This is a genomic window from Cohnella silvisoli (genome assembly GCF_021190915.1).
Taxonomy (GTDB): domain Bacteria; phylum Bacillota; class Bacilli; order Paenibacillales; family Paenibacillaceae; genus Cohnella; species Cohnella silvisoli.
In genome coordinates this window covers 154,281-171,264 of record NZ_JAIOAP010000015.1, presented here as the reverse complement: position 1 = coordinate 171,264, position 16,984 = coordinate 154,281, and the positions used below count along the sequence as shown (strand labels likewise).

12 protein-coding genes and 1 pseudogene are annotated in these 16,984 nt (G+C 47.6%); 10 read left to right on the top strand and 3 right to left on the bottom strand.

The window, feature by feature from the left end; genetic code table 11:
- Nucleotides 1–35 precede the first annotated feature (35 nt).
- A complete protein-coding gene (locus K7P76_RS24680; RefSeq protein WP_232188237.1) occupies nt 36–248 on the top strand; it encodes a hypothetical protein in 213 nt (70 codons plus the stop codon).
- Between the two features lie 756 nt (nt 249–1,004).
- Here K7P76_RS24680 and K7P76_RS24675 read toward each other — a convergent pair.
- Genes K7P76_RS24675 through K7P76_RS24665 form a run of 3 tightly spaced genes read right to left on the bottom strand, consistent with a single transcriptional unit; the run spans nt 1,005 to nt 5,888 of the window.
- A complete protein-coding gene (locus K7P76_RS24675; protein ID WP_232188235.1) occupies nt 1,005–2,606 on the bottom strand; it encodes an extracellular solute-binding protein in 1,602 nt (533 codons plus the stop codon).
- Nucleotides 2,603–4,078: a response regulator transcription factor gene (locus K7P76_RS24670; protein WP_232188226.1), complete on the bottom strand. Its 1,476-nt coding sequence runs from the start codon at nt 4,076–4,078 to the stop codon at nt 2,603–2,605. Before K7P76_RS24670 ends, K7P76_RS24675 begins: the two co-directional genes overlap by 4 nt.
- Entirely contained in the window at nt 4,071–5,888 is a 1,818-nt protein-coding gene (locus K7P76_RS24665; RefSeq protein ID WP_232188224.1) for a sensor histidine kinase, read from the bottom strand. The genes K7P76_RS24670 and K7P76_RS24665 overlap by 8 nt, the downstream gene beginning before the upstream one ends.
- A gap of 312 nt (nt 5,889–6,200) precedes the next feature.
- On the opposite strand from K7P76_RS24665, the gene K7P76_RS24660 reads away from it, so the two are divergent.
- The 9 genes and pseudogenes from K7P76_RS24660 to K7P76_RS24620 all read left to right on the top strand — a co-directional run bounded on the left by K7P76_RS24660 (nt 6,201) and on the right by K7P76_RS24620 (nt 16,978).
- On the top strand, nt 6,201–7,607 hold the full coding sequence (locus tag K7P76_RS24660; protein ID WP_232188222.1) for an ABC transporter substrate-binding protein: 1,407 nt from the start codon (nt 6,201–6,203) through the stop codon (nt 7,605–7,607).
- Nucleotides 7,608–7,685: 78 nt separating this feature from the next.
- Nucleotides 7,686–8,594 carry a carbohydrate ABC transporter permease gene (locus tag K7P76_RS24655; protein ID WP_232188220.1) on the top strand — a complete coding sequence of 303 codons (909 nt, stop codon included), beginning with the start codon at nt 7,686–7,688 and terminating at the stop codon, nt 8,592–8,594.
- A 15-nt stretch (nt 8,595–8,609) separates the two neighbouring features.
- On the top strand, nt 8,610–9,452 hold the full coding sequence (locus K7P76_RS24650) for a carbohydrate ABC transporter permease (RefSeq protein ID WP_232188210.1): 843 nt from the start codon (nt 8,610–8,612) through the stop codon (nt 9,450–9,452).
- A 25-nt stretch (nt 9,453–9,477) separates the two neighbouring features.
- Complete coding sequence (locus tag K7P76_RS24645; protein WP_232188202.1) at nt 9,478–11,505, top strand: DUF5107 domain-containing protein; 2,028 nt, start codon at nt 9,478–9,480, stop codon at nt 11,503–11,505.
- A gap of 241 nt (nt 11,506–11,746) precedes the next feature.
- Nucleotides 11,747–13,339, top strand: coding sequence for a putative bifunctional diguanylate cyclase/phosphodiesterase (locus K7P76_RS24640; protein WP_232188199.1), 1,593 nt, complete (start codon nt 11,747–11,749; stop codon nt 13,337–13,339).
- Between the two features lie 39 nt (nt 13,340–13,378).
- Nucleotides 13,379–13,954 (top strand): annotated as a pseudogene (locus tag K7P76_RS24635) (ROK family protein); the annotation flags it as partial.
- 19 nt (nt 13,955–13,973) lie between these two features.
- Nucleotides 13,974–14,927, top strand: coding sequence for an ROK family protein (locus K7P76_RS24630; protein WP_232188180.1), 954 nt, complete (start codon nt 13,974–13,976; stop codon nt 14,925–14,927).
- Between the two features lie 87 nt (nt 14,928–15,014).
- Nucleotides 15,015–15,893, top strand: coding sequence for an AraC family transcriptional regulator (locus K7P76_RS24625; protein ID WP_232188179.1), 879 nt, complete (start codon nt 15,015–15,017; stop codon nt 15,891–15,893).
- A 131-nt stretch (nt 15,894–16,024) separates the two neighbouring features.
- Nucleotides 16,025–16,978 carry an ABC transporter permease gene (locus tag K7P76_RS24620; RefSeq protein ID WP_373692483.1) on the top strand — a complete coding sequence of 318 codons (954 nt, stop codon included), beginning with the start codon at nt 16,025–16,027 and terminating at the stop codon, nt 16,976–16,978.
- Nucleotides 16,979–16,984: the final 6 nt, after the last annotated feature.

Below are 16,984 nucleotides of genomic sequence, written 5' to 3'. Positions count from 1 at the left end.
TAAAATAGACAAGAACACTTACATGGGGTGATAATATGAGCGACAATAATACGACACCGACCGACGCTTCAGCGGAAGAGCCGAAGAAGCTAAGCCAAGCGGATGCGATCAAACGCATTCTCGAGAAGAAAAAGCAGGCCCAGCGTCAGGCCAACGGCCAGCAAGGCAACCATTCTGGGGGAACCAAGCAGATGAAAACCCAGATCCACAAGGTGCAGAATAATCAGAAGAGACGCACGGGCGTTTAATTTTATGATTCAGGTTACTTATTACTAAGGGCCCCCTATATTTACTGTTTACAATGAGTATTCAAGGCCAAAAGGTACCTACATCGAGCAAGAGCCAGCTACATTTGAAGCACGAGGGCCAAAAAAGTGCCTTCATCGAGCTAGAGCCAGCTACATTTGAAGCACGAGGGCCAAAAAAGTGCCTTCATCGAGCTAGAGCCAGCTACATTTGAAGCACGAGGGCCAAAAAAGTGCCTTCATCGAGCTAGGACCAGCTACATTTGAAGCACGAGGGCCAAAAAAGTGCCTTCTATTGCTCAAAGCAGGGAAGATGGCCGATGCACCTCGCTATAGTCGGAAAAAGTGACTTTAAGCAGGGAAGATGGCCGAAGCTCGCACAATAGTCGGGAAAAACGACTATAGACAGGGAAGAAGGCTGAAGTACCTCGCTATAGTCGGAAAAAGCGACTTTAAGCATGGAAGAAGGCTGAAGCACCTAGCTATAGTCGGAAAAAGCGACTTTAAGCAGGGAAGAAGGCTGAAGCACCTCACTTTGTCACAAAAATCGATCAACAAGGACGGAGAACGGAAGCATTGTACTTGTTTGCCCAAAGTCGCTCCGTTACCCGAAATAAGCATGCGAAGGAGACTGTCGATTAACTTCTTGTTCGATAGTCTCCCAACATGTACTCTTTCCTCTCACCAACCCAATTTCACACACTTAACCCGACGAAACCTAGCTATTTTCCCTCACAAATCTAATTCACTTTATTTCCTTTAATCGATGCCCATCTCCTTAGCCTTGGCATTGACTTCCGCAATCATCCGGTCGAGTCCCTTTTCTTTATACCCGTTGATAATGTCCTGCCATATGACTTCTACGGGGAGCTTGCTGATCATCACGCGGATCATGTCGTCGCTGTCGAAGATCGTGAAGCTGTCCTTTGTCGGTGTGGAAAGCTTCGTCAGCCTGATTTCGAAATTTTGTTTGCTCGTCATTTTCATGGAATAGTCAAGCAGCTCTTGTTGCGCTTTATGCGCTTCTGGCGATAGGCCGACATAGCCCGGTTTAAGTTTAAACATGCCGTCCCAATCCAATAAATTAGCAAGCGTGGAAAATGGTTTGTATTTCGTAAGCAAGCTGACATTCGGATCAATCATAGTAATGGTATCCCCGGTTTTGGTGTAATCAACATCCTTCAAGCCATAATGCCGCATTTCCAAAAACTCGGGCGAATTCATGTAGTCGAACAATTGCAGAATACGATCCATTTTCTTGTCACTGACCTTGGACGAAATATAGCTTTCGGACCAGAAGGGTTTGAATATGGCATGGTATCGGTTGCCGTCCATTGATTTGAGCGGCTTCAGTACTTTGATTTTATCGTAGAAAGCCGTGTCGCCGGGATGAAGCTTGAGCCATCTTTCTTTGTAAATGTTAATATCCACGTTCTGAAATAAACCGGCCGTGATCAACGCCGCAGCTTTGCCTTGAGCGAATTTATCTCTTCCCATCTCGCCTCGTGTTACGGGAAGGTCGGGATCTATTAAACCCGAAGTATAGAAATTTCGGAGCAGCTTTAAAGATTCAACGGAATATTTGGAAAAAACCGCGGGAATATACTTTCCGTCTTCCTTGATCCATTTGAAGTCGCTTCCGCTGCCATCGCTTGTAGCCGCCGGAGAGCTATACAACCAGAACAGCCCGCCAAGCAGGAGGTTTCCTACGGAAGTTAAACCGGTAATATTTTTGTTTTCAGGGTCTTTATTCACGATCGCTTGGAGCATGGCCCTGAATTCGTCCCAAGTTTCGGGCTCTTTAGTGATGCCTGCTTGCTTAGCCAGATCCCATCGATAGATGACGAGCCTGTCCAGTAAGTTATAATCGGTGCTGTCATAGGTTTTGCGCGGAATAAAATAAAGCTTGCCATTGTCCTTCAAGTCTGGAATTTCGGGAGTTGATAAATACTGCGCAAGATGAGGATAGGCGGACAAATCATCGGGCAGCGATTTGATCACGCCTTGGTCTCTCCAATTTTTGTAATACTGAGTGTTAACCGCATCCGTGGAAAAAATATCGGGCAGCTGACCCGTGGAAGCCCACATCTGAAACTGCTGCACGTAGTTCGCACCTGTAATAAGGATTGGTTTTATTGTAATGTTCAGCTTGTTTTCCAGCTGCTGAACTAACGGGTCATCCTCCGTCAAATTCTCGGCAAGATCCCATAGAGCAACGGAAATTTCCATATGCTCGGCGGGGGGAGAGGAATCCGGCTGGACTTGTTTACTACCGGGCACGGGATTACGGCAGCCTGCGATCATGGTTATCAGGATTAAGATGACCATAAGAGAGGCTAATCGTCGTTGCGAACTGCTCATGTTCTCTCCTCCTGCCGTGGTTTGGGATCAGGTTTGCTTAACCCAGGCTTATCTTTAAGCCGAAACTGTCTAGGCGTTTGTTGAGTGTGTTTCTTGAATATTCTTATAAAGTAAAAGTAATCCCTAAATCCGATGTTTTCCGCAATTTCGCCGATTGATAAATCTGTTGTCTGCAGCAGATTTTTGGCTTCCTGCAAGCGCACTTTCGTTAAATACTCCGTAAACGTAAATTTCAATTCTCTCTTGAACAGCTGGCTTAAATAGTTGGAGTTCAAGTAAAAGCTTTTGGAAATGCTTTGTATGGAAATATCGTTACGGTAATTTTCATTCATATATTTGATGATTTCTTTTAAGTTGGCATGTTCCGTCTTGTTCTCCATTTGAAGGGTTTCGGGCTTCTCGAGCTCGCTCAGAAACTCCTTCAGGCTGCCGATCATCGAATCAAAGCTATGAAAGAGATGGTAAAGCTGCTCCTTGCTGAAAATATAGTCGTCTTCCGGCGTATTCGAACGGTCGGAGGAGGCATGGAAATACACGATATTATAAATTTTAAGCGCATGGAGGATGTTCAGGTTTTGTTTGTTCGCCGGCAATAGCATTTCGTCAAGCAAGTCGTGCAATAGGGAGGGGTCCTTCTTCGCAGCGGCTTTCTCGAGCTTCCGTACCAGTTGATTGGCCGTTTCGTCTTTGGTTTCATTTTCTTCCCAATAAAAGCCCTTACGCCCCTGGACAAAGAAATCCCATGCCCTTACGGTAGCTCGTTCTATACTTTTCATCATGCTGTTCATATTCCGTTCCGATCGCACAATGCCCACCCCCAGAATTCCTTCAGGGATAGGCTCCGAGATGGAGTTCTGCAGCGCATCCTGATCTAGGTTTTGCACGAAATAGCCGCTTCGCGCGCTCCCAAGATTGATTCCGATAGATTTCGCGTGCTCGTTAAAGCTTAATCGGCCTTTCCCCAGAGAGACGAGGACATGAAGGGTTTCCGTCGTCAGGTCGCCTTCGGATAAAATTTTATTAAATGTCGCTCGGGACATTTCGGTAGACATATCATCCATTAATTCAAGCAAATATCCTTCTCGTTTTTGTTTGATTTCGTCGATGACTTTGGCGGCCGTTCTGAGCAGCGTGTCAATTTCATAATCGTCGAACGGTTTAAGGCAGTACCCCAATACGCCGTAATTCAATGATTTCTGAACGTACGCAAACTCGGCATAGCCGCTAATCACGATAATTTGAATGTCCTTGTCCAGCTCTTTGATTTTCTTGATGAGCTCTAAGCCTGACATTCCCGGCATCCGGATATCGGTAAACACGATATGAGGCTTTAACTCGTTGACCAGTTGAAGAGCTTTGATACCGTTGTTGGCTTTGCCCGCTACGGAGAAGCCCGACTTCTTCCAGTCGACGCCGGCTTCGAGGCTCTTGATTACCAGATTCTCATCATCCACTAGAAGCACTTTATACATCGCTGTTCCCTCCCGGCAGGATGATGTCACTGGGCATCGTTAACGTAATGCAGGTTCCTTTCCCAGCTTCGCTCTCGAATTTCAACCCATATTCCAATCCATAGGCTAACCTAAGCCTATTATTCACGTTTAATATGCCGAGGCCGTCATTGTCAGGAAGGTCGTTGCTCAATCGGCTTATTGCGGATGGCTTTTCAAGCAGCCTTCTTTGAATTCCCTCTAATATGCCGCCTTCAACGCCGATTCCATCATCCGCGATTTGCAGCACGAGATTGGCTTCATCGTCCACTTTCCCGCTGATCGTGAGCATTCCCTTAGACGTCTTGGGCTCAAGCCCATGGAATATGGCGTTCTCCACGATGGGCTGCAGGATCATTTTCATTACGGGCACTCTTAAGGTTTCCTCGGTGAAATCGTAGGTTACGTCAAAACGTCCTTCAAAGCGTATAAGCTGCAGAAAAACGTAAGATCTAATCGCATTCAGCTCCTGATCGAGGGTCACATAGCCAGAGCCCTTGATGCTGTAGTGAAACAGCTTTCCGAGAGCCTTGGTCATATCCACGATTTTGTTAACCCCGACCTCCAGCGCAACCCCTTTAATCGATTCCAAAGTATTGTAAAGAAAGTGAGGGTTGATCTGGCTGCGCAGGTATGCCGTCGCGGCTTTTTCCTTCTCGATCTCGGCTTCCAGCAGATGAGTGGTCGTCTCCACGAGTTTGTGGGTCAAAATATTGATTTCGCCAAGCATTCCGTTTAGCTTCTCGGCGACAACGTTCATTTCGACGTTTCCTTCAAGCTGCAGGTTCATTTTCAACTCTTTAATATTGCCGGATTTATTGCTGTTAATGAACTTCACGAGAATTTGGATCGGGTGCACAATGTTGTTGATAATCATCGCAAAGGGCAGAGCCATCAGAATTAAAGCAAGAATAACGATTAATATGCTGCGGGTGCGAACGGAGTTAAGCTCTGCTAACAGCGCTTCTTCGGGAACAAAGCTCAGAACGGAAGCTTGGATTTGATCCAGCTTCTGAATTTGGACAGCCCCCTTGATCCCTCCGACGTAATCCGTAAGCTTCTGATTGCTCTCCGGATTACGGCTTAAAGCGCTGATACTTCTTGTGATATCGGGGGAATGGGTTTCCGGGAACACTTTACCGAACCGGTCAATGAGGTAGAAACCGACGCCCGGCTCCGTATTCGATTTGTCGTTATCGAAGAACATGGAATCCACGTTGACGATGACCGCAATATAACCCATTCGTTTCCCGTCGGTTCCGTCGTTCATATCGTTCGAATACATATTCTGGGCGAATACCATGCTGTTCTGTAAATTATTGCTGTAGCTGTATTTTTCTAATCCGCTGACATATACGGTTTTACTGTTCACAATTTCCGTTTCCAGTTGCTGCACGTATTCGATGCCTCCATTGAGGCTGTACCTCGTACCGCTTGTTCCGATCAGGACGATGTCCTCGAACCCTTTCCTGCCGGCCTTTAGGGAAATGATCTTGCGATCCAAGTCTTTGCCCATTTCGTACAACAGGCTGGGATTGGTCTCTGTCATGAATTTCTGCACGAAAGGGTCGAAGCCGAGGTTCAGCATAATCTGACTGATCTCATCTACCTTCTGCGACAAACCGAGCTTGAATTTACGAATCGTATCTTCCGAATATTGATTATTGTTTTTAATGACGATCTGGGAAGTCTGGGTATACAACGAAAATATAATCGTCAGCATGATGATCAGAATACATGTAACCGCTATCAAAATTTGTGTTTTTATGCGCAGCTTTTTCAGCAAACTCATGATGCCACCACCCTCTGTCACCATTCAGAATTTATTAGTTTCACGCTTATCCATTTCTGAATGGTCTCGATACAAACGTGTACCGCCGTCCCAAGGACGGCGAAGTCGTTTTACTTGAGGCAAGAATTATACAGTTTCGCTTTGTCCATGTCTATGTACTTTTATTATATCATCTTCTTTTTCGATAGAAGCGCTCTAACGCATACACCTAAGATTTATCCATTTTTATATAACTAGCGGACATACTTTGCTTGAAATAAATTGCCTATACTCACACTTGTAAACCAAAACACTTACAGGGGGAATTGATCCGTGAACAAGAAAAGAAAGACTTTCGTTTCTTTATTGCTCTCAACTATGTTAGCGCTTTCGGTACTGGCGGGCTGCGGAAAATCAAACAATACGGAAGCGACGGCGACGCCTAGCGCCTCTCCTTCCGAGACGACTCCGGCTGCCGCAACCGAGAAAGCATCCGCGGAAGCTTCCAGCCTTGAAGGAAAAGTCGTTTTCTGGTCCATGTGGAGCAATACGGAGCCTCAATCCAAAGTCATTGACGAGGCCGTCGCCGACTTTAAGGCTGCCAATCCGAAGGTGGACGTAGAGGTGAAGTATAACGGCCGCGATATCAACAAGCTGATTAAACCGGCATTGGAAAGCGGGCAGCAGATTGATATTTTCGAGCAGGATCCCGGAGCGGCGCTAGCCAATCTGAAGGATCATGTGCTCAAGCTCGACGATTTGCTCGCGCAACAGTCTGTCGGGAGCGACGGGAAGACGGTTAAGGATTCTATACTGCCTTCATTAATGGATTGGGTAAAATCTCTGTCCGTAACAGCTGGGCTGGATGAAGGCTATTACGCCATCCCGCAGCAACCTTACGCCGTTCTGTTCTTCTATAACAAGGCTTTGTTCGAGAAGGCAGGCATTACCGCGGTTCCTGCTTCATGGGAAGAGTTCCTTGCGGATTGCGAGCTGCTTAAGAAGTCCGGCGTAGAGCCGATTACGTTCGACGATGCTTACCGGGATTTGTTCATCGGCGGATATTTGGGCAGCGCAATGGGGAGCGATTGGACGGATAAGCTCGTGAAGGACAAAACCGGAGACATGTGGAAAGATCCGATGGTTCTTCAATTCGCGAAAGATATTCAAAATCTCAAAGATAAAGACTATTTCTCCAAGAAAATCGCTGGCAATAAGTACCCTGCAGGACAACAGGATCTGGCTCTCGGGAAAGTCGCGATGTACTTGAACGGCACCTGGTTGCCTAACGAGATTTCCGCAACGGCCGGACCGGACTTTAAATGGGGCTCCTTCCAGTTCCCGATCATTCCGAACGGCAATGACAAAGGCGGCCAACAAGGTCTTACTTTCGGCGCGCAAGGCCTTCTTCTGAATAAGAACAGCAAGAACGTTCCCGCTGCTTTCGAACTTGTTAAATATTTGGTGGGTAAGAAAGCGCAAGAAGGAATGGCTAAACAAGCAGTGGCGATTCCGGCTACCGTCGATACGGAATGGCCTGCGCCGTTAGCTGAAGCAGCTGTTGCCTTCAACAACGCGAAAGTGAACATGCCTTGGGGTTTCGGTATCGATAATGGCGCGGATTTCTCGACGGGAACCGTTATTCCCGTGTTTATGGAATTGGCAACAGGCAAGATTGGTCCCGATGAGTACGTTGCCAAGATGGCAGCGGAAGCCAAGAAATTCTACGCGGGTAAATAATTGATTATATTCTTATGGTCTGAGTGCGGCGGTTCGGTTGATCGCCGCACTCAGATTTTATGATTCGGAGGTGCTGTCATGAGGATGCAAAAATCAATAATCGCGCTGTTCCTATTACCGGCCGTTATTATCTACCTCGTTATTTTTCTCTATCCGACCCTGCGGACATTGGCGATGAGCTTTTACGATATTCCTTCCTTATCAAGCAAGGTTGCCGAATGGAAATTCGTTGGCCTGCTCAATTATGAGGATCTCATGCATAGTTCCTACTTTACCGGTTCGGTGAAAAACGTGCTCGGGATATGGGCGATAGGGGGAGTGCTCATATTCGCCTTCGCCTTTCTTTTTGCGGTCATCTTAACCTCGGGCGTCCGGGGAAAAAATTTCTGGAGATCGCTCATCTTTCTGCCCAACACCGTTTCGGCCGTCGTATTGTCTGTCGTGTGGCTGCAGTATATTTTTAATTCCAGTTATGGATTGCTGACCACGGTATTTAATCGCCTTGGTCTGACGGCGCTCGCCAATATACAGTGGACGGATAACGAGCATATTTATTTCTCGATGATCATAGCCTTCAGCTTCGGGTCGATCGGTTATTTCATGCTTATTCTGAATGCCGGAATCGACAGGATTCCGACGGATTATTATGAAGCCGCTACTCTTGAAGGCGCAAGCGTAGGGACAAAGTTCTTCAAGATCACCTTGCCGCTCTTACGGGATGTGTTTCGCACGACATTGGTTTTATGGACGATTACGGCTTTTAACTTCTTCGTATGGTCCGCGACGTTCGGGCTTGATGATCCGCATACGGTCACGCCGGCCTTCTATATGTATCAGAAGGTGTTTGGGAGAGGGAACAGCGTCTACGTGGAGGAAGTTTTTAACGTTGGATCGGGAGCCAGCGTCGGTATATTAATTACGATAGCCATTCTTGTCGTCTCCGCGCTCATTAATAGATTTTTCCCTAAAGACCGTTTGGAATACTGAGTAGGAGGGGACCTCATGCGTAGCGAACAATCAAAAATAAGAAAACGTCTATGGCCGGCCTATATTCCGCTTTATGCTTGGTTGATATTTTCCATTATTCTATTCGGTTGGGTGATATTGGCGTCGCTTAGCACGACGAGAGACATATTCACGAACTCGCTGCTCGGCAGCGGAGCCCACTTCTCCAATTATATAGATTTGTTCAAAAACCAAGGCATGGGACGTTATTTTCTGAATAGCGTTATCTATACGGTCGCGTCATGCATAGGCATTGTTGTCGTTGCGGCTCCCGCTGCTTATATTCTAGGACGGGTTCAGTTCAAGGGCCGGAGCCTTGTGAGTATGATGTTTGTTTCGGCGCTTGCGATACCCGGTATCTTAATTACGATCCCTTTATTCTCGCTATTCGTCGAGCTTAAGCTTACTGGCTCCATTCTTACCTTGATTTTGATTTATATTTGTACGAACGTTCCGTTTGGCGTATTTTTTATGACGGGTTTCTTTTCTTCCATTCCGAAGGAGTTCGAGGAATCTTCCGCAATGGACGGTTGCGGGCCGATCAAATCATTCATCCAGATCATTCTGCCAATCGCGCAGCCGGGCCTGATCACCTTGTCCATTTTCAACTTCTTAGGGGTTTGGAACGAGTACTTCTATGCTCTTATTTTCGCGAACGATCCGGGAACGCGTACTTTGGCTTTATCCCTTCAGTCTATCGTATACGGCTTTGCCAACACGGGTAATTACGGCGGTATTTTCGCGGCATGTATGGTTGTGTTCTTGCCTAGCTTTATTGTTTATTTGTTCGTATCCAAGAAAATTATTGCAGGCATAACCGTTGGATCCGTTAAGGGATAACACGATTAGGAGATGAAGTGAACAGATGAACGTATATATTTCGACTTTAACGCTGGAAGGCACGAAGTTGGATGGGGAAAATCCGCTTCCTATGTTCAGGAACAGAAACCCGCATAGGGAAGTGGCGGATAACGGAAGCTTCACGCCGGAGCAGAAGATGCATATGGGCGAAGAAGCCGGGGAGAGATATTTGCCTTACCGGATTCAGGACAGGTACACGAGACAACGCGGGAACACGATCTTAAAGACGATAACGCTGGAAAATGATCTGCTGAAAGCCGTCTTTCTGCCTGAATACGGAGGGAGACTCTATTCGCTTAAGGACAAGAGGACGGACAGGGAAATCTTATATAAGAACCCCGTGTTCCAGCCTGCCAATCTCGCTATTCTGAATGCCTGGTTTTCCGGAGGAATCGAGTGGAACATCGGTCAAGTCGGTCATACGTTCACGACTTGTTCTCCCGTTCATACCGCCAAGCTTAGCGACGATGAGGGGAATGAATTTCTCAGAATATATGAATACGAGCGTTGTAAAAATCTATTCTGGCATATCGATTTCCATCTGCCGAAGGGTGCAGAGCAGCTGCAAATTTATGTCCGGATGATCAACGATTACGACAATCCGGTTCCCATGTACTGGTGGACGAATATCGCGGTGGAAGAAACCGTGAAGGCTAGAGTGTTCTCCTCGACCAACGAAGCGATCTATATCGATGCTGGACTCAAAGGATATGGAATCGATAAGCTGCCGCACTTGCCATCGCTTAAAGAAGCTGATGCATCATACCCCGTGAACTTCCCTTTTTCGAGCGAATATTTTTTCCAGACTCCGGTTACTTGTCGCTCTCCTTGGGAAGCCGTCGCCTATGAGGATGGGAGATTGTTCTTCGAGCGTTCTACTTCGTTGCTGCGATATCGGAAAATGTTCTGCTGGGGCAATCATGCGGGAGGCAGACGTTGGTGCGACTTCTTAGCGAAACCGGGCGAAGGCAACTATATCGAAGTACAAGGCGGGTTGACTCCAACACAGCTTCATGGCATAGAAATGCCCGGGAATTCGGTGTGGGATTTCACGCAAATGATAGGTGTATCCAAGGTCGATACGAATTCGGCTTATCAGGACAGTTGGGATAACGCGCGTGAATATATTGAGCGGATTATTGACCAGGACCTCGGAGAAAATGAGGTATATGCGATTCACGATAGGCTGCAGAGTCTTGCCGATAAGTCGCCTGAGAAGATATTGCATACGGGTTCGGGTTGGGGAGCGTTAGAGAGGCTGCGGAGGGAAAAGGCGGATGGCAGATTGATTCCGCGCGGCTTCGAGTTTACGGATGGAAGCATTGCCGAGGCCCAGCACCCTTGGTTGGTTCTTCTACAGGAGGGACACCTACCGGATCAGGCGGTTGAGGAGATCCCTGCGTCTTGGATGATTCAGGACGAATGGATGGAATTGGTTCGGCGGAGTATTGGGGATAAGGATAATCGGACTTGGGTTGCGTTCCTGCATTATGGGGTCATGCTTTATGAGAAAGGGTTGGAGCAGGAAGCCGTTGAAGCGTGGGAAGCTTCATTGAACATAAAACCTGCCGCGTGGGTTTATCGGAATCTTGCCGAGGTCATGAGGATTAGGGGAGAAAAGGACAAAGCTCTATCCTATCTTGAGCAAGCTTATCTCGTCTCGAACAGCTTTCCCGATCGGTCCTTTGCGGAAGAGTATTTAAATCTATTGTTGCAAAATAATGAGTTTGAGAAGGCATGGCGCATTTACGAGTCATTGCCGCCGGAATTCGCCAAGGGCGATCGAATACAGATCATCGTAGGAGCGGCGGCGCTTGAGCTGGACAAAGAAGAGTTCATGAACAAGCTGTTTAATACTGAATTTGCCGTCATACGAGAAGGCGAAGTATTGATCATCGAGCTGTGGTATAAATACAACGCCAAGAAGCTTGCCAAAGAGAGGAATTCGGAGTTGACTCAAGAGCTCATCGAAGAGGCGAAAGTCAAGTTTCCGCCGCCTGCGCATATTGATTTTAGGACGATTGGTTCATAATACGTCTCGTTTAGTAACACGAACAGGCTGCCAGCGTATAAACGCGGCAGCCTGTTTGGCTATGGGGGGGGGGGCGTCACTCGTCTGGCAGCTTCGGGGATGTCAATCCGCTAAACCAGCTGAGCCAGTAACAATTCCTTCCCCCTCCAATGAAGGATTCCATTATTTTCTGGAGAATTGTGTAACTTAAGGTCGTCGTGGTTATTCAAGCTAGCGCATTCGAATGCAGGGAGGGCAAACCATGTCGAATCAAGAACATGAGCAGGGCAAAAATTCTACAATGCAATTGCCTCTCGTTGCTTCTCTGAGAATTTCCGTCATTTATTTGATCTGCGGAGCGCTGTGGATCTTGTTCTCCGATGAGGCGCTGAATGCCATGGTACCGGATAAGAAGATGTTCGCGTACTTCAGCCTGCTTAAGGGCTGGTTTTATATCGTGATGACGGCTTTGTTATTGTATTATTTGATCTACAAAGCCACCCTTCGAATGAGCGTTGCGGAGCGCAAGCTGCAACATCAATATACGGAACTGCTGCATAACCGGGAAGAGCTTCGCAGTATCGCTTTCAAAGATCAGCTTACCGGGCTGCCGAATAGGCTTGCTTTGTATGAGAATTTGACGTTTTTGAAAGATGCGTCGCTTTTCTATGTCGATTTGGATGATTTCAAATACGTGAACGATACGCTCGGACATGCATTCGGAGATCGATTGATTAAGGAAGTTTCAGCTAGAATTGCCGGAGGGCTGCATGCTTCGGAACAGCTTTACCGGCTTGGCGGAGATGAGTGGGTTATCGTCACGCGTGAACCCGAGATTCGGCTTCATGTTAGGGGAGAGCTGCTTCTGAATTTGTTTGATCATCCCTTCGCGGTTGGGGAGCATCGCATGCATATGACCGGGAGTATCGGAATTTCTCGGTTTCCTTCGCATGGCAGAACGCTTGAACAGCTGTTAAAGAACGCGGATATCGCCTTGTACCAAGCTAAGAAGCAGGGGAAGAACGGTTTTGCGTTCTACGAGGACTCTCTGAGCGTTCCCGTTCAGCATCGGGCCGATACGGAGCGCCTTCTAAGGCAGGCTCTAGATAAAGGGGAATTCGAGCTTCATTATCAGCCGCAAATTCATCTTGCGACCTCTCGCGTAACAGGATTCGAAGCCTTGATCCGCTGGAATAGTCCTGAACTTGGACAGATGTCACCGGATCAATTCATTCGGATTGCGGAAGAAACACAGCTGATCGTTCCAATCGGTGACTGGGTGCTCCGGACGGCGTGCGAATTCATCCGCACCGTTCATCAGAAGGGGGATAACGCGGCAATCGTTTCCGTGAATGTATCTGTCATGCAGCTAATCGACAATCGCTTCGTCGAGCGGGTATTGGAATTGCTGAATGAGACCGGCCTTGAGCCTCATTACTTGGAGCTTGAAGTTACGGAATCCATGGTGATCGAGTCATTGGACTTGATCGGAGACAAGTTGGACCGTTTGATCGAATATGGCGTGAATATCGCTTTGGATGATTTCGGCAGAGGCTTCTCATCTCTTAGCCATCTATTGAAGCTTCCGATTACGACGCTTAAGATCGACAAAAGCTTTATCGAACAAATACCGGATAACCAGGAAGACCAGCCTCTAACGGGATTGATCATTCGCCTGGCGAAGGACATGGGAATTAAAGTGGTAGCGGAAGGCGTCGAGAAATACGTCCAACTGGACTATCTTAAGAAGTATGAATGCGATTGTATCCAAGGGTACTTGTTCAGCGAACCGCTCCCGGCTATAATAGCCAGAGATTGGATCAAGACGGCGAGCCTGCCGACTCTATGCTTTTAGAATAAAGCATAGGGAGAAGGAGAGGGGGAGAGATTCCTCTCTTTCTTCAAAGATAAGAGCAGCCTAGTATACTTGACGATCAACGAAGGAATAGGCGCGGGCATCATTCTTAATTCGCAAATTTATTCCGGATTTATGGGAGGCGCGGGAGAAATCGGCCATATCCCCGTAGATCCGAATGGGGAGATCTGCATATGTGGTCAAAGGGGGTGTGTGGAAACCGTTCTTACGAGCTCTTTTATCCTCAAAAAATGCCAGAATCAATCCGCAGAACATGGCCAAGCGGTGCCTCAGTCTTTTGACGAGATTATATCCCGCTACGAAGCAGGAGAGGCATGGTTAGAGCCGATCTTCGACCAGATCGTGAAAGTAACGATGCTTATGATTGCCAGCACGGTCAACTTCATCAGTCCCGAGGTGGTTATTATCGAAGGCTGGATGAACCGATCGGCCAATTTCTCGGAGATGCTTAGAGCGGCCATCGAGAATTTTCCTTTCCCGTTCAAGTTCACTAGGGACAGGGTATTATCCGCTTCCTACGGAGAAAAGGGGGCCCTTTACGGCTCGGCAACTTTAAAGTTACAAAAAATCTTTAGCGCATCCGTTCTGGATTAGCATGGAGGGCTTACCGATCATGAACCAAAAAGTTTATGCAGGCATTGATTTAGGCGGTACCAAAATACTTGCCGTAATATTGGACGAGAGTGGAACGATATTGAACAAATCGGAGCAAAGCACGGATGCTCAAGAGGGCTCCGAGGCCGTTATTCAGAGAATGATTCAATTGATTAAAGACTGTTTAGAGCCGTCGTATCAATTAACCGGCATTGGAGTGGCGACTGCAGGCACATTAAACGCGCAAGAGGGAATTGTAGCTTTAGCTTCTAACTTAGGCTGGAATCAGGTGCCGCTGGGCAAGCGGCTGGAGCAGGCTTTCGGGGTTCCCGTCAACCTGGAAAACGACGCAAATGCCGCGGCTTACGGAGAATGGGCAGCAGGAGCCGGACGCGGAACGAAAAATTGCGTTTATGTGACGGTTTCAACGGGAATCGGAGCAGGGATCGTAAGCGCTGGACGGCTCATTCGAGGCAGAGATTCAAGCGCAGGAGAACTGGGCCATATTACGATTGATTGGAACGGTCCGCGTTGTCTTTGCGGCAATGTCGGATGTTTGGAGCTGTACGCCTCCGGTACCGCTATCGCCAGACGCGCGCAGCAGTTGGCAACTCAGTTTCCGGAGGAAGCGTTAATGCTGACCGGGAGAGCGGGCACAAATCCGATTACCTCCCGCCATGTCGCAGAAGCGGCTTCCAATGGAGATGAATTGTCCGCAAAGATACTCCGCGAAGCCGGCCAGGCTCTGGGGGCAGGACTTGTAAGCATCATTCACGTTATGAATCCGGAAGTGCTTATCGTTGGCGGAGGAGCGGCAAGCATCGGTGCTCCGTTATTGGATCCGATGCATCAAGTCATCGCGGAACGGGGGATTTCCTCGATGGCTGCCGGGGTGAAAGTCGTTTCGCCGTCACTCGGCAAAGAAGCGGGCGCGATTGGTGCCGCGTTGCTGGTCTTCGATCCCATTTCTTAAGAAATCCCAATCCTGTTCCGCATCGTCTTGTGGAGCGGGATTTTTCATTCGGGTAGACTAAGCGAAATGATAACGGAGGTCGAGAACATGACATTCACAAGGACAGAGGATATCCCGAGAGAGAAATTCAAAATGGACAAGCAATACCCTATCTATGTAGCGGACACGGTAGGCGTCACCTCTAACTACCAGAAGCTTCATTGGCACGACGTGCTGGAGATCAATCTGATTAAATCGGGAATAGGGTATTACATCATCAATGGCCAGAAATATGAATTTCAGCAAGGCGACATTCTGTTGATCAACTCTAACGATCTTCATTGCGCTTACGAGACGCAGGACCTGGTCATGCTCGTCATTTCATTCGATATGTCTTGGTTTCTAGCCAACCTGCGCTACGATCCGGAAATTTTGTCGCCCTTTAAGGAGATGGGCATCCATTTCACCAATTTACTGAACCGGAACCATCCGAATATCGATAGTCTCCGCTCGACACTCCTCGAATTGCAAGATGAGCATGTGATGGAACGCCTGTCTTATGCCTCTATGGTTTATTCCCATTTGCTTCGGTTTCTGGCAAGCGTAAATCGCGACTTTCGAACGGAAGGGATAATCAAACCGAAAGAAAAAATGAATTCCGCCCAATTGGAAAAAATGCGAAAGGTCATTCATGCGATGGAGGAGAGATATGCTCACCCTTGGACGCTGGAACAATTGGCTGCGCTCGTCTTTTTAAGCCCTTCCAGGTTCAGCGATATTTTTCGGCGTGTGGTCGGAACGGCACCATTGGTGTATTTGATCCAGATTCGACTGGAACGCGCGGTATTGCTCCTAGAGACAACCAATATGAAAATTACCGACGTTGCGCTGGAGTGCGGCTTTCGAACCCTATCCAACTTCAATCGGTTATTCAAGCAATACATTGGCGTGACGCCAAGGATTTCCAAAAAAAGAATCGTCAGATAACAGTAAGATAGTGTCATTTATCAATCGTTTTGGCGGAGTATTAGCCGCATTTAACAGTTAAAATACAAGAAGAAAGAGGGTATTTAACACAGAGTTAATATTGTGGAAACATCACGAATAGGAGGTTAGCAATGCCTCAAGCCAAAATCCGGGTAGAAAAGGCATTTTACGCGAAGCCGAGCGGAATTGGACGGTTGCTCCGCCAATGGGACATCCAGCTAATGGTATGGCCGGCCCTGCTATTCATTATCGTATTCAGCTACATTCCTATGTACGGCGTGTTGACCGCGTTTCAAGATTACAGCCTTTTTAAGGGGTTCCTTGGAAGCCCCTGGGTCGGGTTCAAGCATTTCGAAATGTTCTTTCATGCTCCCGTATTCTGGGATATCATGCGCAACACGTTGGTCATTAGTCTGTTGAAGTTGATTGTGGGATTTCCCGCGCCGATCCTTCTAGCTTTAATGCTGAATGAAGTGGGAAACCAGGCCTACAAGCGAACCATACAGACGATAAGTTATTTACCCCACTTTCTCTCCTGGGTAATCGTGTCCGGTTTCGTCATGTCAATACTCTCTACGGACAACGGGAGCCTCAATATCCTGCTGCAAAAACTGCACCTCATCGATGAACCGATCAATTTTCTCTCCTTACCCGAATACTTCTGGACCATTCTCGTAACTACGGGGGTGTGGAAGGAAATCGGATTTGCATCAATCGTTTATCTGGCAGCCATTGCCGGCGTCGATCCGCATTTGTACGAGGCGGCATCCATGGACGGTGCAAGCAGATTCAGGCAAATGTTCACGATCACCCTTCCGTCGATCATGCCCGTCATTACCGTATTTTCCATTCTTGCGATCGGAAATTTGTTGCACGCGGGATTCGAAGATATTATCCTGCTAGGTTCGAATCCGGTGCTTCGAGATGTAAGCGATGTCTTAGATACTTACGTGTACCGTATAGGCATATTGAATTCTCGATTTTCTTACGCAACGGCGGCAGGCCTCTTCAATGCGGTGATCAGCGTTGGTTTGCTCATGGGAGCTAACCATTTGGCGCGCAGATCGGGCAACAGCTTGTGGTAAAGGGAA